Origin of the sequence: Haloarcula amylovorans (assembly GCF_004681185.1) — an archaeon.
In the GTDB taxonomy this organism is placed as follows: Archaea; Halobacteriota; Halobacteria; order Halobacteriales; family Haloarculaceae; genus Haloarcula; species Haloarcula amylovorans.
Genome location: NZ_SRIF01000001.1, coordinates 714,132 through 735,155 on the forward strand (window position 1 = coordinate 714,132; position 21,024 = coordinate 735,155).

Annotated in this window: 27 protein-coding genes and 1 tRNA gene; 13 read left to right on the forward strand and 15 right to left on the reverse strand. The window is 65.5% G+C overall.

Annotation, left to right across the window (positions count from 1 at the left end):
- Positions 1-68: 68 nt before the first annotated feature.
- The 3 genes from E4S61_RS03640 to E4S61_RS03650 all read right to left on the reverse strand — a co-directional run bounded on the left by E4S61_RS03640 (position 69) and on the right by E4S61_RS03650 (position 1,467).
- Positions 69-143 (reverse strand) — tRNA-Met (locus E4S61_RS03640).
- A 68-nt stretch (positions 144-211) separates the two neighbouring features.
- Positions 212-700, reverse strand: a complete 489-nt coding sequence (locus E4S61_RS03645; protein ID WP_135302539.1) for a GtrA family protein — start codon at positions 698-700, stop codon at positions 212-214.
- Positions 700-1,467, reverse strand: coding sequence for a glycosyltransferase (locus E4S61_RS03650; RefSeq protein ID WP_135302540.1), 768 nt, complete (start codon positions 1,465-1,467; stop codon positions 700-702). Before E4S61_RS03650 ends, E4S61_RS03645 begins: the two co-directional genes overlap by 1 nt.
- Before the next feature lie 117 nt (positions 1,468-1,584).
- On the opposite strand from E4S61_RS03650, the gene E4S61_RS03655 reads away from it, so the two are divergent.
- A complete protein-coding gene (locus E4S61_RS03655; RefSeq protein ID WP_135302541.1) occupies positions 1,585-3,903 on the forward strand; it encodes a DUF2298 domain-containing protein in 2,319 nt (772 codons plus the stop codon).
- A gap of 81 nt (positions 3,904-3,984) precedes the next feature.
- Here E4S61_RS03655 and E4S61_RS03660 read toward each other — a convergent pair whose 3' ends face one another.
- Positions 3,985-4,257, reverse strand: coding sequence for an HAH_0734 family protein (locus E4S61_RS03660; RefSeq protein WP_135302542.1), 273 nt, complete (start codon positions 4,255-4,257; stop codon positions 3,985-3,987).
- Between the two features lie 138 nt (positions 4,258-4,395).
- On the opposite strand from E4S61_RS03660, the gene E4S61_RS03665 reads away from it, so the two are divergent.
- From E4S61_RS03665 to E4S61_RS03690, 6 genes are read left to right on the forward strand one after another with little or no spacing between them, the layout of a single operon-like run.
- Positions 4,396-4,674, forward strand: a complete 279-nt coding sequence (locus E4S61_RS03665) for a 50S ribosomal protein L44e (protein ID WP_135302543.1) — start codon at positions 4,396-4,398, stop codon at positions 4,672-4,674.
- Between the two features lie 2 nt (positions 4,675-4,676).
- On the forward strand, positions 4,677-4,850 hold the full coding sequence (locus E4S61_RS03670) for a 30S ribosomal protein S27e (RefSeq protein WP_135302544.1): 174 nt from the start codon (positions 4,677-4,679) through the stop codon (positions 4,848-4,850).
- Position 4,851: 1 nt separating this feature from the next.
- Entirely contained in the window at positions 4,852-5,652 is an 801-nt protein-coding gene (locus tag E4S61_RS03675; protein WP_135302545.1) for a translation initiation factor IF-2 subunit alpha, read from the forward strand.
- Positions 5,653-5,656: 4 nt separating this feature from the next.
- On the forward strand, positions 5,657-5,839 hold the full coding sequence (locus tag E4S61_RS03680) for an RNA-protein complex protein Nop10 (protein ID WP_135302546.1): 183 nt from the start codon (positions 5,657-5,659) through the stop codon (positions 5,837-5,839).
- A 5-nt stretch (positions 5,840-5,844) separates the two neighbouring features.
- Positions 5,845-6,603: a proteasome assembly chaperone family protein gene (locus E4S61_RS03685; protein ID WP_135302547.1), complete on the forward strand. Its 759-nt coding sequence runs from the start codon at positions 5,845-5,847 to the stop codon at positions 6,601-6,603.
- Positions 6,604-6,642: 39 nt separating this feature from the next.
- Positions 6,643-7,242, forward strand: a complete 600-nt coding sequence (locus E4S61_RS03690) for a J domain-containing protein (RefSeq protein ID WP_135302548.1) — start codon at positions 6,643-6,645, stop codon at positions 7,240-7,242.
- Here E4S61_RS03690 and E4S61_RS03695 read toward each other — a convergent pair whose 3' ends face one another.
- From E4S61_RS03695 to E4S61_RS03705, 3 genes are all read right to left on the reverse strand, one after another.
- Positions 7,243-8,028 carry a hypothetical protein gene (locus E4S61_RS03695; RefSeq protein WP_135302549.1) on the reverse strand — a complete coding sequence of 262 codons (786 nt, stop codon included), beginning with the start codon at positions 8,026-8,028 and terminating at the stop codon, positions 7,243-7,245.
- A 67-nt stretch (positions 8,029-8,095) separates the two neighbouring features.
- The gene (locus E4S61_RS03700; protein ID WP_135302550.1) at positions 8,096-8,545 is read right to left on the reverse strand and encodes a DUF6653 family protein; all 450 of its coding nucleotides are present in this window, start codon (positions 8,543-8,545) and stop codon (positions 8,096-8,098) included.
- A 41-nt stretch (positions 8,546-8,586) separates the two neighbouring features.
- The gene (locus E4S61_RS03705) at positions 8,587-9,711 is read right to left on the reverse strand and encodes a threonine synthase (protein WP_135302551.1); all 1,125 of its coding nucleotides are present in this window, start codon (positions 9,709-9,711) and stop codon (positions 8,587-8,589) included.
- An 83-nt stretch (positions 9,712-9,794) separates the two neighbouring features.
- On the opposite strand from E4S61_RS03705, the gene E4S61_RS03710 reads away from it, so the two are divergent.
- Complete coding sequence (locus tag E4S61_RS03710) at positions 9,795-11,054, forward strand: NAD(P)/FAD-dependent oxidoreductase (protein ID WP_135302552.1); 1,260 nt, start codon at positions 9,795-9,797, stop codon at positions 11,052-11,054.
- 15 nt (positions 11,055-11,069) lie between these two features.
- On the opposite strand, the gene E4S61_RS25195 is transcribed toward E4S61_RS03710, so the two are convergent.
- Both E4S61_RS25195 and E4S61_RS03715 read right to left on the reverse strand, forming a co-directional pair.
- Positions 11,070-11,228 (reverse strand): hypothetical protein, encoded by a 159-nt coding sequence (locus E4S61_RS25195; protein WP_167768399.1) that lies wholly within the window; start codon positions 11,226-11,228, stop codon positions 11,070-11,072.
- Between the two features lie 103 nt (positions 11,229-11,331).
- Positions 11,332-12,012 carry a metallophosphoesterase gene (locus E4S61_RS03715; protein ID WP_135302553.1) on the reverse strand — a complete coding sequence of 227 codons (681 nt, stop codon included), beginning with the start codon at positions 12,010-12,012 and terminating at the stop codon, positions 11,332-11,334.
- 85 nt (positions 12,013-12,097) lie between these two features.
- On the opposite strand from E4S61_RS03715, the gene E4S61_RS03720 reads away from it, so the two are divergent.
- The 4 genes from E4S61_RS03720 (at position 12,098) to E4S61_RS03730 (ending at position 13,793) form a co-directional block, all read left to right on the forward strand.
- Positions 12,098-12,868, forward strand: coding sequence for a DUF7839 domain-containing protein (locus tag E4S61_RS03720; RefSeq protein ID WP_135302554.1), 771 nt, complete (start codon positions 12,098-12,100; stop codon positions 12,866-12,868).
- A gap of 55 nt (positions 12,869-12,923) precedes the next feature.
- A complete protein-coding gene (locus tag E4S61_RS25200; protein WP_167768400.1) occupies positions 12,924-13,094 on the forward strand; it encodes a hypothetical protein in 171 nt (56 codons plus the stop codon).
- Positions 13,095-13,210: 116 nt separating this feature from the next.
- Complete coding sequence (locus tag E4S61_RS03725; RefSeq protein ID WP_135302555.1) at positions 13,211-13,531, forward strand: DUF7315 family membrane protein; 321 nt, start codon at positions 13,211-13,213, stop codon at positions 13,529-13,531.
- Entirely contained in the window at positions 13,524-13,793 is a 270-nt protein-coding gene (locus E4S61_RS03730; RefSeq protein ID WP_135302556.1) for a DUF7314 family protein, read from the forward strand. Before E4S61_RS03725 ends, E4S61_RS03730 begins: the two co-directional genes overlap by 8 nt.
- Before the next feature lie 166 nt (positions 13,794-13,959).
- Here E4S61_RS03730 and E4S61_RS03735 read toward each other — a convergent pair whose 3' ends face one another.
- From E4S61_RS03735 to E4S61_RS03745, 3 genes are all read right to left on the reverse strand, one after another.
- A complete protein-coding gene (locus tag E4S61_RS03735; RefSeq protein ID WP_135302557.1) occupies positions 13,960-14,421 on the reverse strand; it encodes a DUF7313 family protein in 462 nt (153 codons plus the stop codon).
- A 71-nt stretch (positions 14,422-14,492) separates the two neighbouring features.
- The gene (locus E4S61_RS03740; RefSeq protein WP_135302558.1) at positions 14,493-15,209 is read right to left on the reverse strand and encodes a diacylglycerol kinase catalytic domain-containing protein; all 717 of its coding nucleotides are present in this window, start codon (positions 15,207-15,209) and stop codon (positions 14,493-14,495) included.
- Positions 15,210-15,276: 67 nt separating this feature from the next.
- Positions 15,277-16,512: a digeranylgeranylglycerophospholipid reductase gene (locus E4S61_RS03745; RefSeq protein WP_135302559.1), complete on the reverse strand. Its 1,236-nt coding sequence runs from the start codon at positions 16,510-16,512 to the stop codon at positions 15,277-15,279.
- Between the two features lie 118 nt (positions 16,513-16,630).
- On the opposite strand from E4S61_RS03745, the gene E4S61_RS03750 reads away from it, so the two are divergent.
- Positions 16,631-17,785, forward strand: coding sequence for a hypothetical protein (locus E4S61_RS03750; RefSeq protein WP_135302560.1), 1,155 nt, complete (start codon positions 16,631-16,633; stop codon positions 17,783-17,785).
- A gap of 77 nt (positions 17,786-17,862) precedes the next feature.
- On the opposite strand, the gene E4S61_RS03755 is transcribed toward E4S61_RS03750, so the two are convergent.
- The 3 genes from E4S61_RS03755 to E4S61_RS03765 all read right to left on the reverse strand — a co-directional run bounded on the left by E4S61_RS03755 (position 17,863) and on the right by E4S61_RS03765 (position 20,941).
- A complete protein-coding gene (locus tag E4S61_RS03755) occupies positions 17,863-18,153 on the reverse strand; it encodes a DUF6684 family protein (RefSeq protein ID WP_135302561.1) in 291 nt (96 codons plus the stop codon).
- Positions 18,154-18,305: 152 nt separating this feature from the next.
- A complete protein-coding gene (locus E4S61_RS03760; RefSeq protein ID WP_135302562.1) occupies positions 18,306-19,169 on the reverse strand; it encodes a 2-oxoacid:ferredoxin oxidoreductase subunit beta in 864 nt (287 codons plus the stop codon).
- Positions 19,166-20,941 (reverse strand): 2-oxoacid:acceptor oxidoreductase subunit alpha, encoded by a 1,776-nt coding sequence (locus E4S61_RS03765; RefSeq protein ID WP_135302563.1) that lies wholly within the window; start codon positions 20,939-20,941, stop codon positions 19,166-19,168. Before E4S61_RS03765 ends, E4S61_RS03760 begins: the two co-directional genes overlap by 4 nt.
- Positions 20,942-21,024 lie beyond the last annotated feature (83 nt).

Below are 21,024 nucleotides of genomic sequence, written 5' to 3' on the forward strand. Positions count from 1 at the left end.
GTGTCTGGTTTCAAACCCCGAATTCACCGAACATATAGTTTAGAACGCGTGAAACGGCAAAATTTCAATAGCGGGAGGTAGATTTGAACTACCGATCTGCGGGTTATGAGCCCGCCGGAATCTCCTGGCTATCCCATCCCGCTACCTCTTCATATCGGTGTCCCCTCATTAAGGGTTGTGATTCGCTCGCCGTCCGTGAATTAGTGACGCGCTAGGTGGCACCGTCCTGGTGGACCTGCCAGGTGAAGAGGCTCTCGAAGACGTAGTTGACGAACATAGCGACGCCGATGGCGATGGGACTGGCCGCCAGGAACCAGAGGTCGGTCCCGTAGACGACGAGTTGGACAGTCAGCCACTGCGTGAGGAACCAGTAGATGACCAGTTGCACGGACGACCCGCCCGCGCGGACGAGGTGGGATTTCCCCAGTCGCTTCAGGAACGGGATGCGCCCGGCGGCACCGACCGAGGAGAACGTCCAGTGTTCGTTGACGAGGAACATCACGAGGATAGCCGTCTCGATGCCGGCGGCCTTCGCCCAGAGTTCGGGAACGCCGAAGCCAAGTCTGAGCGTCGCCAGCACGGTGTTGTCGCTGATCGCGCCGATGACGCCGACGGAGGCGAACTGACCGAAGCGCACGCCCGAGAGAAGCGACTGGAATCGGTCGGGGACGGCACCGTGGAGTCGATCTCGAAGGCTCATCATCGATCTCGTTCGACGAGTGCGGTCGGGTCGTCCCGACGGGCGGCGATGGCGGTGTGGAGGCGGTCGTCGCTGAGTTGTTTCGCGCGGTGACGTGCCGCCAGCAGCGCTCTGAGGAGCGCGAAGGAGTCCCGAACCGGCGAGACGGTCGACCCGGGGCGGTCCTCCCACTCGATGGGGATCTCGGCGACGCGAAGATCGAGCGCGCCGGCCATGGCGATCAGCTCGACGTCCCATGCGAAGCCGGGCTCGTAGAGGTGCGCGCGGACCTGCTTCCAGGCGGCGGCGTCGATGGCTTTCGCCCCGCACTGGTAGTCGTACAGCGAGACGTCGAGCAGTCGGCCCGCAAGCCACGCGAACCCGTCGCCGAGGAAGCGCCGGGCGAACGTCTGGTGGCTGGCCACGTCGGCGGCGGGGTGGCGGCGTGACCCGACGGCGAGGTCCGTCTGGCCCGAGCGGACGGGGTCGATGACTTCGACGAGCGAGTCGACTGGCGTCGAGCCGTCGGCGTCGGCGAAGACGAGCACGTCCGTCGAGAGTCGCTCGAACCCGGCGGTGATGGCAGCGCCTTTCCCGCGGCGGTACGGCACCGTCTCGACGGTAACGGGGAGGTCGGCCAGCTTCTCGGGGACGCCGCGTTTTGGCGCGTCGAGTTCGACGACGATCGTCTGGGGGGCGAGCGCTTCGTCGATGGCCGTGAGGTACGTCCGCAGTTGGGCGACGTCGGGACGGTAAGCGGGGACGACGACGCCGACGGAACGCGACATTGTGTCACCTTCGACCGGCGGTGAGTAAAAACAGTTCGAAGACGCCCGCTCGGGTACGTCGGTTTCCAAGGCCGCAGTGCAAAAGACGTATGCCCGAGCGACGCGCTCTCTCGACTGATGGAGTACGGTCTCGTCGTCCTCTGGCTCGCCCTTTATCTCCTGTTGACCTACGTGGGAGCGACCGTCGCCGCTGCCCTGTTCCCCCGATTCGCCGACCGCGGCGTCGCCTTCGGTCTCCCAGTCGCGTTCACCATACTCTGGCTCGTCGCCTATTTCGTCGGTCGCGTCTCGCTGACCGCCGGCGTCTGGCTCGGACTCCTCGCACTGGTCGCGGGGGCGACCATCGTCGGCAGTCGCGGAACCACCGTGGACGGCCGCGCGTACGCGGAGGTCGCTAGCGTGTTCACGCTCGCGTTTTGCTTTCTGGTCGCCGTTCGGGCGCTGGACCCGGTCATCGTCCCCCTCGGCGGCGAGAAGTTCCTCGACTTCGGCCTGTTGAACTCACTGGTTCGCGGCGAGACGCTCCCGCCCGAGGACATGTGGTTCGCCGGAGAGCCGGTCGCGTACTACTACGGCGGCCACCTGCTCGCCGCTGTCCTCACTCGCATCACCGGGACGGCGAGCCAGTACGCCTACAACCTTGCCCTCGCGGGCTTCTATGCGACACTGGTGACAGCCGCCTACGGACTGGCCGGTGCCGTCGCTGCCGACCGGGGCGTCTCTCGGCGACTCGCAGGCGCTCTCTCGGCGTTCTGTGTCGGCCTCGCCAGCAACCTCTCGACGCCCGTTCGGCTGCTCATCTGGCTCCTTCCTGATAACCTCGCCACCTCGCTCGCCGAGAGCGCGGGCTACGAAATCTCGGGGCTTGCGGCGGGTCCCGACTCCTTTAGCTACTGGGACGCCAGCCGCGTCATCGCCGACGAGGCGGGCGACTTCGCGAGCTACGAGCCCGGTGCGGCGCTCGTCATCGACGAGTTCCCGCTGTTCGCGTGGCTCAACGGCGACTTACACGCCCACATGATGAGCACGGGCTTTCTCCTGCTCGCGGCCGCGCTGTGTTTCAGCTACTACCAGACGCCGGCCGTCGAGCGGCGGCGGCGAATCGTACTGCTGTTCGGCGCACTGCCCGCACTTGCTGGCTTGATGGCGGTGACGAACACGTGGTCGTTCCCCTCGATCGCTGGCCTGACGATGCTGACCGTCGCCGTCGCCCCTGCGGACCCCGGTACCCTCTTTCCCGACGGCGTTCGAGATCACTTGCCGACCGCCGGGCCGACCCACGAAGTCGCCCGCATCGGTCTCGCCGTCGGCGTCGCCGTCGCCGTCGTCGCACTGGGGCTGCTGTGGTCACTCCCGTTCTGGTTGGGCGCGGCGAGCGGCCGGGAAGTGGCGTTCCTGCCGGACCGCTCGGGCATGCTGGAACTGCTCGCCGTCCACGGCCTGTTCGTCCTCCCGTTCGGGCTGTACCTCTACGCACAGGCCGGCCGGACGCTCGGGACCGAGCGCGCGCGGATAGTCGGACTCGCGATGATCGGCGTGATCTTCCTCGGCGCGACGGTGGATCTTGCGGCAGTCGGCCTGCTTGCCCCCCTGCTCGTCGGAGCGTGGCTGCTCGCTCGCTCGCCGTCGCTCGGGCAGTCCGTCCGGTCGATCCCGACGCTCGCCGACGGCGGCGACCGGCCCGTCGGTTTCGAGGCCGTCCTCGTGCTGGCCGGGACCGGACTCGTCCTCCTCGTCGAGTTCGTCTTCGTCAAGGAGAACGTCGGTCGGATGAACACGGTGTTCAAGACCTACATGCAGGTGTGGGTGCTGTGGGCCGCCGCCGCCGGACCGGTGCTCGCGTGGTTGCTGACCCGGTGGCGGCCCGGCTCCGAGACGCGCCGGCTAGTGACGCGGACCGGGACGACGGCGTTCGTCGTCCTCTTGGTACTCTCGACGTCGGTGTACGGCGCGCTCGCGCTCACGAACCACGTCGAGGCGGCCGGCGAACCCACGCTGAACGGCACCGACCACCTCGACCGGACCCACCCCGAGGAGGCCGAGGCGATCCGGTGGCTCGACCGGACCGCCGAGGGCCAACCGACGATTGTCACGGCCGCCCCCGCGGGCTACCGATGGAATCCCGAGGACGGCGACGGGGCCAGCGCCCCAGCGAGTCTCACGGGGCTCCCGACCGTCGCCGGGTGGTACCACGAGGCCCAGTACCGCAACGATACGGTGTACGATCGACGCGTGAGCGACGTAGAAACCATCTACACCGGAAGTGCGGACGAACAACGGGCGCTACTCCAGGAGTACGACGTGCGCTACGTCTACGTCGGTCCCGCCGAACAGGCACGCTACGGCGAGATAACGATCGGGCAGGTCTCCGGCGTGACGGAAGTCAAGCGAGCCGGCGACGTGGTGATCTATCGGGTTCACCTGGAACAGCTCTGAAACGGCGGCAAGCAAACGAGACGTAACGAGGGGCAGCGAAAAGCGACAACGCGAGCAGCGACGAAACGATCCGAGGCGGTGCTACGCTTCGGTGTTCGGCGGCGCGCGCTCGCGGAGGACGGTGACCCCCTCGGCGTCGATGTTCTCCGTCTCGAGGTGGATGGGGATGTACTCCTGAGTCATGAACGTCTCCTCTTCGTCTGCTTTCCCGATAGTACACCACAGTTGCGGGCGGTCCGGACCGTGCCAGTCACCCTGTCGGGCGACCGAGAACACCTCGTACTCCTCGTCGTCGTACTCGATGCGGCCGCCCTTTCGGAGACCGGGGTCCCCGTGGATGATGAGCTTCTTCATACGCGCACCTTGGCAAACGGCGTACTTAGTGACTTCGAAGGAAGCGCGGCAAGGCCCCACACAGGGAGAGGGCGGGCCGACTCGGAACCAAACGGGTTTTAAGCGGCCACTTCCAATCGCCCCGTAAGGTCGATATCTATGGAGATGCCACGACGGTTCAATACGTACTGTCCGCACTGTAACGAACACAACGAACACGAAGTCGAGAAGGTCCGCTCCGGGCGCGAAACCGGAATGAAGTGGATCGACCGCCAGCGCAAGCGCAACTCCGGTATCGGGAACGACGGGAAGTTCTCGAAGGTCCCCGGTGGGGACAAGCCCACGAAGAAGACGGACCTGAAGTACCGCTGTGGCGACTGTGGCAAGGCCCACCTTCGCGAAGGATGGCGCGCCGGCCGACTGGTGTTCCAGGAGTAATCATGGCCGGAGCATTCCTCACCGTCACCTGTCCGGACTGCGAGAACGAACAGAGTCTCTTCGAGAAGGCCTCGACCGAAGTGTCGTGTGCCGTCTGCGGCCACACGCTCGCCCGTCCGACGGGTGGGAAGGCCGACATCGAAGGCGAAGTGACCGACGTCGTCGAGGCCCGATAGGATGAAATACAGCGGCTGGCCAGAACCGAGCGAACTCGTCGTCGGCAAGGTCGACGAAATCGAGGACTTCGGCGTCTTCGTCGACCTCGAAGAGTACGAGGGCAAGCGTGGCCTCTGTCACATCTCCGAGGTCGCAAGCGGGTGGATAAAGAACGTCCGCGATCACGTCAACGAGGGCCAGACGGTCGTCGCGAAGGTCCTCGACGTCGACGAGAGCTCACAGCAGATCGACCTCTCGATCAAAGACGTCAACGACCACCAGCGAAAGGAGAAGATCCAGGAGTGGAAAAACGAGCAGAAGGCCGACAACTGGATGGAACTGGCCTTCGGCGAGAACATCGACGACGAGGTTTATGGCGCTATCGCCAACGAACTCTTAGCCGAGTTCGGGTCGCTGTACGACGGTTTCGAAGAAGCGGCCATCCACGGCGAGGAGGCCCTAGCGGAGACCGATCTCGACGACGACGAGATCGAGGCCATCGTCGAGACCGCCCGCAACAACGTCTCAGTGCCCTACGTCAACGTCACTGGCTACGTCGATCTGACGTGTCCGAGCGAGAACGGCGTCGACACCATCAAGGAGGCGCTGAAAGCCGCTGAAGGGAACGGCGAAGTTCCCGAGGAGATCCAACTGGAAGTCACCTACGTCGGGTCGCCAGAGTACCGCATTCAGGTACAGGCTCCCAACTACAAGACCGCGGAGGGCGCACTCGAAGAGAGCGCCGCTCGCGCCCGAAAAGTCGTCGAAGAGCACGGTGGGTCCGGCCAGTACCACCGCGAGCGAACCGAAGACGACGAGTAACTCGATGCGGTCGGACATCCGGGTGTGTTCGGCGTGGCAATCCGAACACGACCGCCCGGTGTACACCCTTTCTACGACGTGTCCCGACTGCGGGGCCGAGGCTGTCAACAGCGCTCCCGCGCCGTTCGACCCGACGGACCCACACGGCGAGTATCGACGTTCACTTAAGCGCCGACGCCGGCAGTAGGGCGTATGGACGAATTCGACATCGAAGTACTCGCCGACCCGGAACTCGACGAGCCGGTCCTCGTCGAGGGGCTCCCGGGCGTCGGCCACGTGGGGAAACTCGCCGCAGAACACCTCCTGGAGGAACTCGAAAGTGAACTCGTCCGCCGAGTGTACTCCACGCACTTCCCGCCGCAGGTCAGCATCGACGAGGGGCGCACGCAACTCGCCTGCGCGGAGTTCCACGCCGTCACGCCCGAGGATGGACAGGACATGCTCGTCCTTTCGGGTAACCATCAGGCACAGGACAGCGAGGGCCACTACGGGCTCACCGATACGTTCCTCGACGTCGCCGAGGACTTCGGCGTCGAACGCATCTTCGCCCTCGGCGGCGTCCCGACCGGCGAGCTCATCGAGGAGTACGACGTTCTCGGAGCGACGACCACCGACGAACTGGCCGAGACGCTCGAAGACGCGGGCGTCGCCTTCCGCGAAGACGAACCCGCGGGCGGCATCGTCGGCGTCTCCGGCCTGTTGCTCGGGCTGGGCGAGCGACGGGACGTCCCCGCAGCCTGTCTGATGGGCGAGACGTCGGGTTATCTGGTCGACCCCAAGAGCGCACAGGCCGTCCTCGAAATCCTCCAGTCGGTTGTCGACTTCGATGTCGACTACGAATCACTCGAAGAGCGCGCCGACGAGATGGAAGAAGTCGTCCGGAAAATCCAGGAGATGGAACAGCAAAACGCCCCGTCACCGGCCGACGAGGACCTGCGCTACATCGGATAGAGCGAGAATTTCTTTACCGCGCACGCCTAACCCCTGTCCGTGCAGATAGACCCGGGTATGGTACCGGCGTGGCTGGCGCTCGGCGTCGTCCTTGGCGTCGGCGGGAGCCTCGTCGTCGCCGCGGTCTTCGTCGTCGCAGATAGACTGTTCCCCGCACGGCAACAGCACCGCAAACTGGGCGACGGCGGCGAGGAGCGCCGCCGCGTCGAACTCCGGGAGTATCTCCAGGCAATCGGCGAGCAGTACGCCGAGAACCACTTCGTCGAGGGCCAGCACGTCGCCTTCTATCTCCCGAAGCGGGATGTCGCTATCACCTTCGACGCCCGGGCGTACTACCGAATCGAACGCTCGCGGACGAAACCGGTGTTGGTCGAACACGAGATGCCGGGCATCCATTTGGGCGCTCGGCTCCCCTTCGAGACACCGGAGGTGTCACTCGGTCCGGATCCACAGCGGTCGCCTGACCCCACGGTACAAGCGTATGCGGAACTGGGCCTTCGACAGGGGGCGACGGTCGACGAGGTGAAATCGGCCTACCGCAACCGAGTCAAGGAGGTCCACCCCGACCACGGCGGCGACGAAGACGAGTTCAAGCGAGTGCGAGAGGCGTACACGATGGCGAAACAACACGCCTCGTAATCAGCGCTCGGGCGATGGGTAGTTCCCCCGACCGGTCTCGGTCTCGCCCGTGGTGGTTATCCAGTCGTCCTGCGGCCCCGTCGCGTTCGCGTGGACCCGGTCGACGTAGTCGTTCCCAGTCCACCCCGCGGTAAACCACTCGTTCGACCCGATGAACATGACGCTGGCGTCGACGCGAGCGTCCGCGGGGGCGTCGTACGAGAGGTACACGGGCGCGTCGTAGGCGAAGCAGGCGGTCTCGTCGGTATACGGGAATGAACACGTAGCCAGCGAGCGAGTCACCGCGTCGCCGTAGAACGTCGGCGACGAACCGACCGGGGCCCGCGTTTCGATCGGATACGGCGCATCCCTGACGGCGACGGTGCCTGCAGAGCGGCGCGTCACCTTCTGGTGGTCGGGATTCGACGGATCGTACTCCGACTCGGAGATTTGTTCGCGCTGGCCCACGCCGTCCTCCTCGACGAAGCGGTAGTAGCGCGTCTCGACGGGGAACTCGTCGGCCGTGAGTTCCACCATGGGGCCGTGCTCCGTCTCGATGAGGGTCACGTCGAACGCGCCGTCGAGCGTGCCGTTTGGCGCGATCTCGCTGGCGTTGTACGTTGCAGACCCGTTCGTCTGTGGCACCGGCAGTCGAACCGTGACGTTCCGAAGCGTCGTGTCGGCGTCGATGCCGACGCTGTAGTCGTACGTGCTGGTGTAACTGTCCGGATTCGGCGCGAAAAAGGAACAGCCGGCGGTGAGGACGAGAACGACGACCACGACGAGTCGGAGTGAGCGTCGTGACACGGTGGGAATCACTACCTCGACAGTTGCCGACCACGTTGCAAAACCCTTTGTGCGAATTCCAATTGGTTCACCGCTGATGGTGGCCCTCGTAGCGGTGGACCATCTCCGCGACGAACCAGAACTTCAGCGCCATCGAGAGGGCCGTCGCCAGCGCCGTCTCGGCCGGGCGGCGACGAAGCGCGGCGTAGAGGAGGTACAACGACGCCGCGCCGTTGGCGTAGTTCAGCACCCCCGGATAGTCGAATCGGTCGTGGTCGGCTGTCATCCAGAGTCGTTCGCCGTAGACGCCCCGCGTCATCCACGCGCTGTCGTCGGCCGGCGGCGAAAACAGGAACGGGTTGAGTGCGACGAACGCGAGCGTCAGCGCGACGCCGCGCCAGTCCCGACGATAGAGACAGGCCACCAACAGGGGATAGGCGGCCACGCGCGTCCACCCGCTCTTCGGGTTGGCGTGGCGCGCCCAGAAGTAGCGGTCGAGCGCTGTCTCTTCCAGCTGCGGTCGTTCGTTCGTCGTCATAGCCGAGAGACGCGCGCTCGCGACAAATTCCTACTGGCGGCTCACAGCCCCTGACTCATGAGGTGCGAACGAAGCAGGTCGGCCTCCTTGCTGCCGGCGACGGGGTTGACGAGGACGACATCGGCGTCGGCGTCGAATGCGTCCCGGTCGGCCAGTGCTCGGACGCCAGCGACGGCGGTGCCCCCGGTCGCGCCGACTTCCGGTCCCATCTCACAGCCGTCGACCGCACCGCCCAGGACCGCCTCGTCGGAGACGGCGACGGCCTCACCGTCGGTCGCGTCGAGAGCCGCGATAGCGGCGGTGCCGGCGGCGGGATCGGGGACTTCCAGCGGGCCGACGATGGTGTCCGGATGTTCGACCGGAATTGGATCGCTCGCCCCGTCGGCGACGGCGTCCGCGATGGGCGAACAGTCGGTCGGTTGGACGGCGTAGAGTCGCGGGACCGTCTCGGCCAGCCCCGTCTCGACGGCGAGCGAGAAGCCCCGTTCCAGTCCGACTATCGTCTCGCCGTGACCGGTCGGGTGGACGACGGCGTCGGGGGCTGTGTCCCGATCGTCGAGTATCTCAAATGCGAGGGCAGTCCCGCCGGCGATGCGGAAGGGTTGGCCGGGCGCGAGAGACACGAACTCGTCGTCGCTGTCCTCGAAGACCGCAACGGCGTCGCTGTAACGACCTTCGACGACGCGCATGTCGCCGCCGTGGACGTTCACCATCGCTTTGTTGAGAAACGGACACCGCGAGGGGACGAACCCCTTCGAGTCGATCCCGGCCCGAGCGGCGTGGGCCGCCGCCGACTGCGCGCCGTTGCCGGTCGAGGGAGTGGCGACGCGGTCTGCACCTCGCTGGACCGCCGCAGTGACGGCCGGAGCGAGCTTTCGGTCGGCCAGCGATCCGGTCGGGTTCCTCCCTTCGTCCTTGAGGGCGACGCTCGCCACGCCGAGTTCGTCAGCGAGGTCGGACATCGATACTGATGGCGTTTCGCCCTCGTCGATGCTGGTTCGTTCTTCGGCGGAGAACGGACGGAGGTCGGCGGTCGAATCGACCGCGTCGGTGTCGTACTCCGCGACGAGGACGCCGCCGCAGTCGGGACAGCGTTCCGTTCCAGGGTCGGCCGCTTCCTCACACGCCGTACACACGAGGCCGCGAAACGCCGATTGCGTCTGCATATCAACCACTCTCGACGGCATCGACAAGTGTCACTCGGTCGCGGTCCAGCACCCTCTTTGCGGACGCGCCCGAAGCCACGCGCATGACAGACGTCGTCGTCGCGGGCGCCGGACTCGCCGGACTTGTCGCGGCCCGCCACCTCGCCGAATCGGGACAGGACGTGACGGTCTTCGAAACGCGAACCGAGGTCGGCGGCCGGGTTCGCACCGCTCACGAGGACGGCTACACGTTCGACCGGGGGTTTCAGGTCATCTTTTCGGCGTATCCCGCGGTGCAGCGCGAACTCGACGTGGAGGCGCTCTCGCCGCGTCCGTTCACGCCCGGCGCGACCATCGCCCGCCCGCACCACCGGTCGGTGCTGTCGGACCCGCTTCGGAATCCGACGGCGGCCCCGCAGACGCTGTTCAATCGGGACGTGCGGACGAGCGACAAACTGCGGCTGTTCACGCTCCAGCGGGAACTCGCCGGGAGAGACCACGAGTCGATTCTCGACGGCGGCGGGTCGACCATCGCCGAGTACCTCGATGCGAAGGGGTTCTCACAGCGGTTCATCAAGCGCTTCGCCGCGCCGTTCTACGGCGGTATCACGCTCGACCGCTCGCTCGGCACCGACAGTGCCGTCTTCGAGTACACATACAAGATGCTGAGCGAGGGCGAGATATTCGTCCCCGCCGACGGGATGCAGGCGATGCCCGAGCAGTTAGCTGACGCGGCCATCGCGGCGGGCGCGACCATCGAGACGGGCCGAGCGGTCACTGGTGTTCAGAGCGATGCGGGCAGCGACGAGGTGCGCGTCACGGTCGGTTCAGAGACGGTGACGGCAGACGGCGCGGTCGTGGCGACCGACCCGAAGACCGCCGCCGAACTGACCAATGTCGACACGATTCCAACCGACGCGCTCGGCTGTGTCACCCAGTATTTCTCGCTGCCGACCAGCAAGGCCCCGAGCATGGGCAAGCGAATCGTCCTCAACGCCGCGAGCGAGCGGCCCAACACCATCGCGCCGATGTCGACCGTCGCACCGGAGTACGCCCCCGAGGGGATGGAACTGTACAGCGCGACCGTTCTGGGGACGCCCGATGACGACGACGAGACGCTGGCGGCCGCCGTCCGCGAGGCGCTGGGGTCGTGGTATCCGGCGGCGGGGTTCGACGACCTCCGCCTCCTACGAACCGACCGCGTACCGTTCTCACAGTTCGCCCAACCGCCGGGGTTCCGACGGCAGCTTCCCGACCCGGACGCGCCGACGGGACCGGTGGCACTCGCCGGCGATTACACCCGCTGGTCCTCGATACAGGGCGCGTTGGAGAGCGGGAAAATCGCCGCCGAGTTACTCGGATAGAAGGAGAGCGACGGCCTACGCGGTCCGGCCGCCGCTACTCGCGTTTCCCTCGTCGTCGTGGTCTACGTCCTCGTAGAGGACTTCGGAGACGTACTTGATCGTCGCGAAGTACAACGCGGTTCCCACCAGTAGCGTAATCGCGATAAGCGCGAGTGCGGCACCTGTCTGAACCATATCGGCGTTTCCACTGCGATAGGCCAAATACCTACCGCTCTTCTTCGCGGTTCAGCCTGTCACCACCCCGATTCGAGGGCCGCCCGGCTGTCGATACCCACACTTACAGCATCCGCCGAAACTCTCCGAGCGACGGGAACGACAGCGTCTCACGCTGGCTCTCGTCCCAGACGACGGGTTCGAGTGTGTCGGCGTCGGTGAGACACGGGGACTGGAAGTCCGCCGCCGACATCCGGTTGACGACGACGCCCGCGTTGAGTTTGTTGAACGAGGGGAGCATCACCACGTCGCTGTCACGGTACTGTTCGGGACCGACGAGATAGCAGGGGCGGCGCTGACCCTCTATCTCGATGGTCGGATGGTCGTGACCGACGACGTACCGCTCGGCCTCGCTCTCGGGCGTCTCGTGGCCGTGACAGACGACGGTGTCGCCGAGACGGTACTCCCGCTCGGTCGGGCCGTCCCAGACCGAATCGAGCATCGTGTCGTGGTTGCCCGGCGTAACGACGAGACGAGCCCCTGCCTCTCGGCAGGCGGCTCTCAGCCCCGCGACGGTGTCCTCGACGGTTCGCGGAACGGTCTGAAAGGAGTGGAGCAGGTCTCCGGCGACGACGACTTCGCGCGGGTCGTGACGTTCGGTCAGCGCTCGGAACCGCTCGACTAAGTCGGCGTTCGACCCGACCGGAAACGCGAGGTTCCCGCCGGTGCCGCGGCCGACGTGGAGGTCCGCGGCTACGAGGACGTCGTCGAGTACCAGCGCCCGGTCGTCGTAGGTCAGGCCCATCGCCTTCTCGTCGGCGCTACGGGCACAAAGCCGTGACGCACCCGGGACGGTGGTATTTTTACCGGGGGACTCCCGAGGGGCCTGTATGGTCGACGTCCTCGAGAACAAGCGTGCTGCGACGCGGTTTCGCATCCTCGTCGAGATCGCGGAGCGCCAACCGGCGGTCAGTCAGGGTGAAATCGCCGAGGCCGTCGGCGTGACGAGTCAGGCCGTCAGCGAGTATATCCGTGAGTTGGTGGACGAAGACCTCGTCGAGAAGGAGGGGCGCTCGCGCTACCGCGTCACCAAAGAGGGCGTCGACTGGGTGTTCCAGTCCGCCTCTGACGTGCGCCGGTTTGTCGACCACGTCACCGACGACGTACTGGGAAACGTTCAGGAGGACGCCGCCATCGCCGAGGCCGATGTCGAGGAGGGCGAGACGGTGTCGCTGTCGGTTTCCGAAGGACTCCTCCACGCGACGCCCGGCGACAGCGGCGGTGCGACGGGCGTGACGACGACCAGCGCCGAGGCGGGGTCGGTCGTCGGCGTCACTGGGTTCGAGGGCGTCATCGCACTCGACCCCGGCCACGTCAGCGTCGTCCAGGTCCCGCCGGTTCGTTCGGGGTCCGTCGAGGAGCCGGCGGACATCGCGGCGGCCTGTGAGGGGGCGTCTATCGTCACCGCCGCTGGCGTCGAGGCGGTCGTCGCGCTCCGAGACGCCGGCATCGAACCGACGACGTACTTCGCGGCGGGCGAGGTGGCGGCCGACGCCGCCGCGCGAGGACTCGACGCCGTCGTCGTCGCCACGCAGGATACCGCCGGTCGCGTCACCGACGCGCTTCGGGACGCCAGCGTGGACTACGACGTGACCCAGTGATGGCCGACCGGCCGTATGAGGAAGCTTTTCCACGCCGACGACCGAGTATCGACGTATGGCTGATACCGACGACGCCGACTCGCTGACGGACGCAGTGGAGACGTTTCTCTCGGAAGCCGATACGGCCTACGAGGAGTACGAACGAGGCTATACGGACGCCGATGCGGTGGTGCGCCGGTTAGAGCCCGCGATCGAGCAGTTGCGGAACGCGGCCGACGAGGAGTAGGGTATCGAGACTCGTTTTGGCGGAGACCCGTTTTCTTCCTGGGAGAGACGGGTTTCGTCGCGACGCTGTCCGCGTCTCTCGCCGCAGTAAAGTAGCTCGCGCCCGTACGACCGACGATGACCGAAGACCAGTCGGGCGCGACCACCGACGGCGGCAACGACCGTCGCGACGTGGTCGTCCCGCTGCGCGTCTACAAGACCGTGACGGTGTTCTCGACGCTCATCGCCGTCGGCTGTGTCGTCGGCGGGTTCATCCTCGTCGACGTGGCGACCGACCGGGCCTCGGCACCTGCCTCGGAGATAGACGTGCCGATAGCCATCGGCGGTATCGGGCTCATCCTGGCGGGCACCGTGGTGTACGCGTTTTCGACTCGCTTTCGCACCGCGGAGATGGGAAAGTCTAAAGACGACGCTGACGAACCTTCCGATAATGGCTGATGAGTTCATCAAGGGGTTCGGTTGCCTCATGGTCGGCGGCCTCGGCTGGATGACTATCGCTGGCTGGTATCGAACGCCGAGCTTCGAAGGGGCACAGCTCACCGGCGAAGTGACCATCGAAGAGCCGACGGTGTTCGACACCATGGCGCTGGGGCTGATGGAGGTCTTCTTCTGGTTCGCCGTCATCGGCGCGCTGACCTTCTGGGTCATTCTGCCGTTGATCAGTAACGCCCGTGCGTACATGCACGAACGGTCGGCCTGAGCGGTCCTTCTCCCTTCTGCGTTCGTGACTGCGAGCGGTAGCTATCGACTGCCTGTGCTATTCCCGAGAGTACGCTATCGACCGAGAGTGACAGTCATCAGCGACAGCAGGACGGCAGCAGCGACGCTTCGGACGAACGGCGGCGGCGGAAATGCGAGTGAGGTGTTCAGATAATTGCCGACCAGGGGCCTTTGATGATCCAGAACACGCTCTGGTAGGCGGCGTACATGAAGAGGACGAGCGCGGCGACTATTGCGCCCTTCGGTCGTTCGAGGCGGATGTCCCTGCGCGCTTCGACGAGGCGGGACTCGAACTCGAAGAAGTCGGTGATGACCAGTCCGAGGACGAGCACCGACATGACGATACCTCCGTGCTGGGCGATCGTCGTGTAGTAAAACGACGTCAGGACCAATAGAACATTACTGGCTTCGTGTATCGGGTAGCGTCCGATGCCTTCGGCGCCCTCGTCGTCGTACTCCGAGGTGTATTGCCGGTGAGCCAACAAGCGCGTTCCGAAGTTGGCCACCACCAGCACGAGCAGGACGTACTCGATGACGAGCGCCCCGCCGGGACCGGTACTCCCCATGATGGCGTCCAGTGGCCCGAAGAGGGGTGCGGATGGCTGCATACGCGGAACTGTGTCCGACGCCCATTAGTGTCTTTCCAATCTTCGCGGCCCCAGAGAGGGGTCGATCCCCGTCAGCCGAACCGTGACCGACTCTCTGGGACGACGGCGACCCGAAGTGTGCCGGTCTGGGAGAGCGTTACCGACTCCTCGCAAGCGACAGTCCCCTCGGGGTCACCGTCGACGAACAGCGCGACGGTCGCCTCGTCACGTTCGACTGAAAGCGAGAGACCGGAGAGCGGGAGCACCCAGTGGTCGGGGTTCGTCGCGAACGGTGCGATGGGTGCCGCGACGCCGACTGTGTCTGTCGGGGCGAGAATCGGGCCGCCGATCCGGCGGGCGTATCCCGGCGACCCGGCCGCCGTCGCCACCGTGATACCGTCGGCGCGGAACTGCCCGACGGCGTCGGTCGGCGTCGTGACCGTGTACTCAGAGATGCGGGCGGCCTCAGCGGCGACGAGTGTTACGTCGAAGAGAGCCGTTCCCACCGGCGACCCCGCGGCGGAGACCGACAACACGGGGTGGCGTTCGACGGCGGCGTCTGTTAGAGCGGCGACGGCCGCTGTGACCTCGTTGCGGGCGACCGAGCGAACACCCCGGCCGGCCTCAACCGGGAGAACGAGCGGGTCGGTGTCAGCGGCGGCGACGGCGCTCACCGCCGCCTGCCCGACGGCGACGAGCCGGTCGGTCGGTGGCACGTCGCCGACCCGGCCCGTCACGACGGAGACGCCGTGCTCTCGCAGCCGCTCGGCGACCGCCTCGTCACCGAGGACGCCCACGCTGTCGCTCATTGTCGGAGAATCCGGCCGGCCGGAGAAAAACTTGCCGCACCGCCGTCGTCGCTTTCGGGCAGACGCGCTACTCGAGGAGACGGCGACGGGCGTACTTCGCCAGCATCGGGATGTCCGAGAGGTGAGCGAGTTTGGCGATGGCGCGCCGGTCGCCGCTGTTTATCTGCGTGAGCGTGTCCTCTGTCGTGCCCTGTAAGTCGGCCATCAACTGGTCGTAGCGCTCGTTCGGGGCGAGATACAGTATCTCGGTCATCATCAGGCGGGCGCTCTGCTTGGGCGCGACGTCGCTGTGCCACAGGCGGTCGTACACCGCAAGCGACTTCGCGTCCGTCTGTGGCTCTTCGGGGGTGAGCGCCGCGTCCACCGTCGCGGCGGCGGCGCGGGCAGATTTCATGCCCTTGTGGATGCCCTCGCCCCACAGCGGGTCGATAGAGGGGACAGTGTCGCCGATGGCCATGAAGTTGTCCGTGCTCATCGACTTGGGCGGCTGGATGTGTGCCGATCCGCGGTGAGCCTGCGTGCCTTCGATTCGCTCGGCGTTCTTGAAACGCGGGTCCGACTCCAGCCAGTAGTCCAGATAGCCGTCGATGCCCATCCCCTCCTTGGCGTACTCGTTGTGCGATTCGTTCTGGATGTAACAGAGACCGACCTTCGCCGTGTCCCCGCCGGTATGGAAGATCCACGAGTAGCCGCCGGGCGCGAGGTCGTGGTCGAGTCGGAGCATCATCGAGTCCCGCAGGTCGGCGTACTCGGGGTGGTTCACGTCGACGTTCTCGAACTCGTACTCGATCCCGATGGCCTGACGTTCCCGTTTGAGGCCGGTCACGCCGAGTTCCTTCGCCAGCGGCGCAGCGGGGCCGGTCGCGTCGATGACGATGTCTGCGTACACCTCCTCGTCGCCGTCGTAGCGAACCCCGACGATCTCGCCGTCTTCCATGATCGGCCCGGAGACGCGGGCGTCGAAGCGGTAGGTCGCGCCCTTCTCTCGGCTGTCACGGACGAGGAACCGCTTGAACTCAGCGAACTCCAGTACCGCCCCGGTCTGTTCTCGGACGTAGTGGTTGTTCGGCGATTCGAGAACGACGTCGTCCGTGTAGTTCATCACGACGTCGTCCGGGATCGCGAATGCGGTCATCGCAGAGGGGAAGGTCCCGGCGGTGGACTTGTTGCTCTGACGCGGGAACTCCGCTTCCGACTCCGTCTCCAGTACCAGCACGTCGTAGTTCCGCTCGGCCAGGTCGCGGGCACACTGTCCCCCCGCTGGACCGGCCCCGGCTATCACCACGTCAAAGCGGTCGCGCATGGTTGTGGATTTCCCGTCTCGGTTATCAGTCTTGCTTTCTCAGCCCCGGGCTCGGAACTGCCTCTCGAAAGGGTAAAGAAGCCGCCAGTCACAGCAGTTGCCACGCGGGGAGACACAGATGGTTCTCAAGACAGGCGCTGGCGCACTCGCAGATAGCCACAGACTCCCGACGGCGCTCCGGTCGGTGCTCGGGTACTACGCCGACACCGGCGTCTTCGACTACAGTAGCCTCTCGCTCAAATCCACGATCGACGACCGGACCGACCGGATGGTCGCGGACGTCTACGAGCGCGTCGAGGCGGCACTCCAAGCCGAGTTCGGCCGCCCGGTGTCCTTTAGCTACGATACGAAGCTCATCCTGCCGGCGACGCTGACGCTCGGGTACGTCTACCGGGACGCCCGCAAGGACGCTGCCGAGGACCCCGTGACAGACGACATCGCCACGGGCGTCCCGCCGGTCGAAACCGGAGCGCTCGGCGGCGACGTACCGGACCTCTCCCCCCGAGAGCGGGTCGTCCGCGCCGAGCAGATGACTCGCCTCTCCATCGAAGCGCTTATCGACGGCGATATGCGCGACGCCATCAACGACGACGAGTTCGAGGACTTCGAGACGGATATCGACGCCGACCCCCGGCGCGTCGCCGAGACGGCACAGGCCGCACTCCAGTCTCACCTCGATGGCTTGTTAGACGAGATGCCGTCGGTCGTCGCCGACGCCTACCAGTGGGCGGTCGATTACTCCGAAGCCCATCAAGAGCGCGACGACCACTTCCGCGAGCTGATGTCGCGAGCCGAAGACGGCGACGAAGACGCCGTAGACGCCATCCGCGGGGAGTACAAGTTTGCCGACTACGAGGAGGAACCGGCAACCTTCACTGCCTCCGAGAAGGAGCTCCCCTACAGTAAGACCCAGTACGCCCGTGTCGGCGTCCTCTACGACGGTATGCTCGACCTCTATCGGCTCGCGGGACTGGCCATCGACGACGAGTTCGCTAAGTCCATCGTGCTGGCCATCATCGGCGCACAGGTGTGGCTTGACGACGTAGACGACTACGCCGCCGACCGCACCGAGGGACAGTTGACGCCGGTCACCGCGGAGTACCTCCTCGCGCCCGACGACCGGGCGGCGTACAACCGCGTCGTCGATGTCACCGAACAGTATCTCGACCTCGCAAAGGAGTCCGCCACGGCCGCCGACTCGCCACTGACCGGCATCGCCGTCGAGTACATCTATCGCTCTGGCGACCCGAGTGTGTTGCCCGGTCACCACTGAGACGGATTGGGCGAGACCCGGCAAAGTCGCGGAGGACGCGCAGGTCCCGGGCTTGCGAGCCCACTAACGAGGACCCGTCACCGCTCCTCCGTGGATGGATCGTTGGCACGGAAGAAGACCCGACTTCCCACGGCGACCACCAGAAGCAACAGGACGACGGCGAACACCGTCAGGAACCGCTCCCAGAACACGAGCCAGTGGCTCCACTCCCACGAAACCAGCGGCGAGAGCAGCACTACGACCCCGACGATGATACACAGCGGAATGAGATTCACCGCGAAGTCGAGCCACGTACTGCCCGAGAGGTCGAGTAGCGCCACCCTCGTCACCCAGTCCGGGCCGAGACGACGGGATCGGTAGCTGTCCACGACGCCCCTGGGTGGTGCAAATTGGCAAGTCGCATACCTCGAACTTTCTTCGCTACTTGTCTAAGCAACAGGCTTGCAGGTGCCAGGGTACCACCCGTCGCAGTCCGAAAATCGCGCGTCGAACCGGGTTTGGTCGATGCCGCGTCGCAGCCTCAGTAGAACTCGCGGACGAGGTCCATCGCGCCCTCGGGTGCGCCGTCGGGGATCTCGGCCATCGACCCCTCGACACCCTCGCGCTCCTCGAAGCCGACGGACTCTTCGTCCTGATAGAGAACGCCCATGTACTCCTTGTCGCTCTCGAGAATCTTGTCCTTAGCCTGATCACGGTCCGTCGAGTCGTGGTCCGTCTCGTCTAAGTCCACGATGGAGTCCCGGAAGTAGTCGTAGGTGTCCACGTCGTTGAACGTCACACAGGGCGAGTAGACGTTGACGAAGCCGAAGCCGTCGTGCTCGATGGCTTTCTGGACGATTTCGGCGTGGCGCTGGGAGTTCGAGGAGAACGACTGTGCGATGAACGTCGCACCGGCAGAGAGCGCCAGCGCCTTCGGGTTCACCGGGGGCTGGTTCGGGCCGTCGGGCGAAGTCGATGTCTCGAAGTCCTCGCGCGAGGTCGGCGAGGCCTGCCCCTTCGTCAGGCCGTAGATGCGGTTGTCCATGACGACGTAGGTCATGTCCACGTTCCGGCGCACGGCGTGGATGAAGTGGCCGGCACCGATGGAGTAGCCGTCGCCGTCCCCACCTGCGACCATCACTTCGAGGTCCGGGTTCGCCATCTTCACGCCGATGCCGACCGGCAGGGCGCGGCCGTGGACGCCGTGCAGCGCGTAGCTGTGCATGTACGTCCCGATCTTCCCGGAACAGCCGATGCCCGCGACGACGAACGTGTCGTCGGGGGAGTTGCCCGTCTCGGCCAGCGCTTTCATCATGCCGTTCATCGTCCCGAAGTCACCGCAGCCGGGACACCACGTCGGTTGCTTGTCGGATTTGAAATCCGTGAATCGAATGTCTGAACTCATTCTGCTTCGACCTCCTGTGTGCTCTCGTCGTCGCCAAGCGTTTCCTTGATCTCCGTTGCCAGTTCGTCGGCCTTGAAGCGGACGCCGTTGTACTTGTTGACCCGCTGGACGCGTTCGAGGACATCGTGTTCGATGACGTCGGCGAGTTGCCCCGTCGCGTTACATTCGACGACGATGACGTCCTCGGCCGCCTCGACTTCCTCGGTCAGGTCCGGACGCGGGAAGATGTACGGCACCGAGATGAAGCGGATGTCGTAGCCCTCCTCTTCGAGGAAGGAGAGTCCCTCGCGCATCGCGCCCTCGTTCGACCCCCACGAGATGACTAGCGTGTCGGCGTCGGCGTTGCCGTACTCGCGGTAGTCGAAGTTCTCTTGCTCGCGGGCGGTTTCGACTTTCCGCTGGCGCTTGTCGACCTGCTCGATACGGACGTCGGTGTCTTCGGTCCGGCGGCCGAGTTCGTCGTGTTCCAGCCCGGTCGTCATGTGCGCGCCGTCGGCGGTGCCGGGGAACGCTCGCGGCGAGATACCGTCGGCGGCCGCGAAGTGCGCTTGGAACCGGCCCTGCTCGTCTAGGTACGCGTCGATGTCCTCCTCGTCGACGACGTTGCCGCGGTCGACCTCTACTTCGTCCATGTCGAACGTCTCCGGAGAGAACGTCTGTTCGGTGACCGCGAGCGCGAGGTCCGAGACCAGGAACACCGGTGTCTGGTACTTCTCGGCTAAGTTGAACGCCTCGACGGTCTTCCAGAAGCACTCCGAAATCGTGGTCGGCGCGACGACGAAGCGCGGAATCTCGCCGTGGCCGCCGTACAGCGTCATGTTGAGGTCGCCCTGTTCCTGTTTGGTCGGCATCCCCGTCGAGGGACCCGAACGCATCACGTCACAGATGACCAGCGGCGTCTCGCTGGTCGCCACCAGCCCGAACGTCTCGGTCATCAGGTCGATACCCGGACCCGACGTGGCGGTCATCGACCGAGCGCCCGCGCGGGCCGCGCCCAGCGCCATGTTGATCGCCGAGAGTTCGTCCTCCGCTTGGACGACTTTCCCGCCGAACTGGTCGATGCGGCCGGTCAAGTACTCCATCACGTCTGTGGCGGGTGTGATGGGGTAGCCGGCGTAGAACCGACAGCCGGCGGCGATCGCGCCCATGCCGATGGCCTCGTCGCCGTTGAGGAGGACGTAGTCCTCGTCGGTCGTCTCGACGTCGTAGCCGAAGTCGTGGTCGTACTCCTCTTGGACGTACTCCTGGCCCATCCGGGCGGCTTCCTTGTTGTTCTCGACGATGGCCTCGCCCTTGTCGCCGAAGCGCTTCTGGAGGCTCTCGTCTAAGTTCTCGATGGGGAAGTTGGTCACTTCACACGCCGCGCCGAGCGCGACGACGTTGAGCATGATGGCTCCCCCGGCGTCCTCGGCGAGTCGTTTCAGGGGGACTTCCAGGGCGATGGCGTCGCCGGGCACCTCGACGTCCTGCATCGTCGAGCGCTCGCCGTCGTAGATGACGACCGAGTCGTCGTGGAGTTCGTCCTCGTTCTCGTGGATGGTGCGCTCGGTCAGCGCGATGAGGATGTCCAGCCGGTCGACGACGCTCTCGACGCGGTCGACCGACGTTCGAACTTTGTAGGCGGTGTAACCGCCACGGATTCTGGAGGCAAAGTCTTTGGAGGTGAAAACGTGCCGACCCGCCCGGGAGAGCGCCTGCGCGAAGATCTTCCCGGTAGAGTCGATGCCATCGCCGGCTTCCCCACCGATGGCCCAATTGAGGTCCTCTGGCATACTATCGCAGAGGTAGCAAGTGGGGGAAGAAAAGGCTTCTGTGTGCGCCCGCGCGCGGGATACTCGGAATTGAATAAATATGT

Excerpts from the sequence above, each read along its gene's own strand:
- E4S61_RS03705 (WP_135302551.1), bottom strand. The coding sequence starts at position 9,711 with ATGCAGACGCAATCGGCGTTTCGCGGCCTCGTGTGTACGGCGTGTGAG.
- E4S61_RS03650 (WP_135302540.1), bottom strand. The coding sequence starts at position 1,467 with ATGTCGCGTTCCGTCGGCGTCGTCGTCCCCGCTTACCGTCCCGACGTC.
- E4S61_RS03680 (WP_135302546.1), top strand. The coding sequence starts at position 5,657 with ATGCGGTCGGACATCCGGGTGTGTTCGGCGTGGCAATCCGAACACGAC.
- E4S61_RS03715 (WP_135302553.1), bottom strand. The coding sequence starts at position 12,012 with ATGGGCCTGACCTACGACGACCGGGCGCTGGTACTCGACGACGTCCTC.
- E4S61_RS03655 (WP_135302541.1), top strand. The coding sequence starts at position 1,585 with ATGGAGTACGGTCTCGTCGTCCTCTGGCTCGCCCTTTATCTCCTGTTG.
- E4S61_RS03685 (WP_135302547.1), top strand. The coding sequence starts at position 5,845 with ATGGACGAATTCGACATCGAAGTACTCGCCGACCCGGAACTCGACGAG.
- E4S61_RS03675 (WP_135302545.1), top strand. The coding sequence starts at position 4,852 with ATGAAATACAGCGGCTGGCCAGAACCGAGCGAACTCGTCGTCGGCAAG.
- E4S61_RS25200 (WP_167768400.1), top strand. The coding sequence starts at position 12,924 with ATGGCTGATACCGACGACGCCGACTCGCTGACGGACGCAGTGGAGACG.
- E4S61_RS03765 (WP_135302563.1), bottom strand. The coding sequence starts at position 20,941 with ATGCCAGAGGACCTCAATTGGGCCATCGGTGGGGAAGCCGGCGATGGC.
- E4S61_RS03660 (WP_135302542.1), bottom strand. The coding sequence starts at position 4,257 with ATGAAGAAGCTCATCATCCACGGGGACCCCGGTCTCCGAAAGGGCGGC.
- E4S61_RS25195 (WP_167768399.1), bottom strand. The coding sequence starts at position 11,228 with ATGGTTCAGACAGGTGCCGCACTCGCGCTTATCGCGATTACGCTACTG.
- E4S61_RS03760 (WP_135302562.1), bottom strand. The coding sequence starts at position 19,169 with ATGAGTTCAGACATTCGATTCACGGATTTCAAATCCGACAAGCAACCG.
- E4S61_RS03730 (WP_135302556.1), top strand. The coding sequence starts at position 13,524 with ATGGCTGATGAGTTCATCAAGGGGTTCGGTTGCCTCATGGTCGGCGGC.
- E4S61_RS03740 (WP_135302558.1), bottom strand. The coding sequence starts at position 15,209 with ATGAGCGACAGCGTGGGCGTCCTCGGTGACGAGGCGGTCGCCGAGCGG.
- E4S61_RS03725 (WP_135302555.1), top strand. The coding sequence starts at position 13,211 with ATGACCGAAGACCAGTCGGGCGCGACCACCGACGGCGGCAACGACCGT.
- E4S61_RS03670 (WP_135302544.1), top strand. The coding sequence starts at position 4,677 with ATGGCCGGAGCATTCCTCACCGTCACCTGTCCGGACTGCGAGAACGAA.
- E4S61_RS03665 (WP_135302543.1), top strand. The coding sequence starts at position 4,396 with ATGGAGATGCCACGACGGTTCAATACGTACTGTCCGCACTGTAACGAA.
- E4S61_RS03710 (WP_135302552.1), top strand. The coding sequence starts at position 9,795 with ATGACAGACGTCGTCGTCGCGGGCGCCGGACTCGCCGGACTTGTCGCG.
- E4S61_RS03645 (WP_135302539.1), bottom strand. The coding sequence starts at position 700 with ATGAGCCTTCGAGATCGACTCCACGGTGCCGTCCCCGACCGATTCCAG.
- E4S61_RS03720 (WP_135302554.1), top strand. The coding sequence starts at position 12,098 with ATGGTCGACGTCCTCGAGAACAAGCGTGCTGCGACGCGGTTTCGCATC.
- E4S61_RS03735 (WP_135302557.1), bottom strand. The coding sequence starts at position 14,421 with ATGCAGCCATCCGCACCCCTCTTCGGGCCACTGGACGCCATCATGGGG.
- E4S61_RS03700 (WP_135302550.1), bottom strand. The coding sequence starts at position 8,545 with ATGACGACGAACGAACGACCGCAGCTGGAAGAGACAGCGCTCGACCGC.
- E4S61_RS03750 (WP_135302560.1), top strand. The coding sequence starts at position 16,631 with ATGGTTCTCAAGACAGGCGCTGGCGCACTCGCAGATAGCCACAGACTC.
- E4S61_RS03745 (WP_135302559.1), bottom strand. The coding sequence starts at position 16,512 with ATGCGCGACCGCTTTGACGTGGTGATAGCCGGGGCCGGTCCAGCGGGG.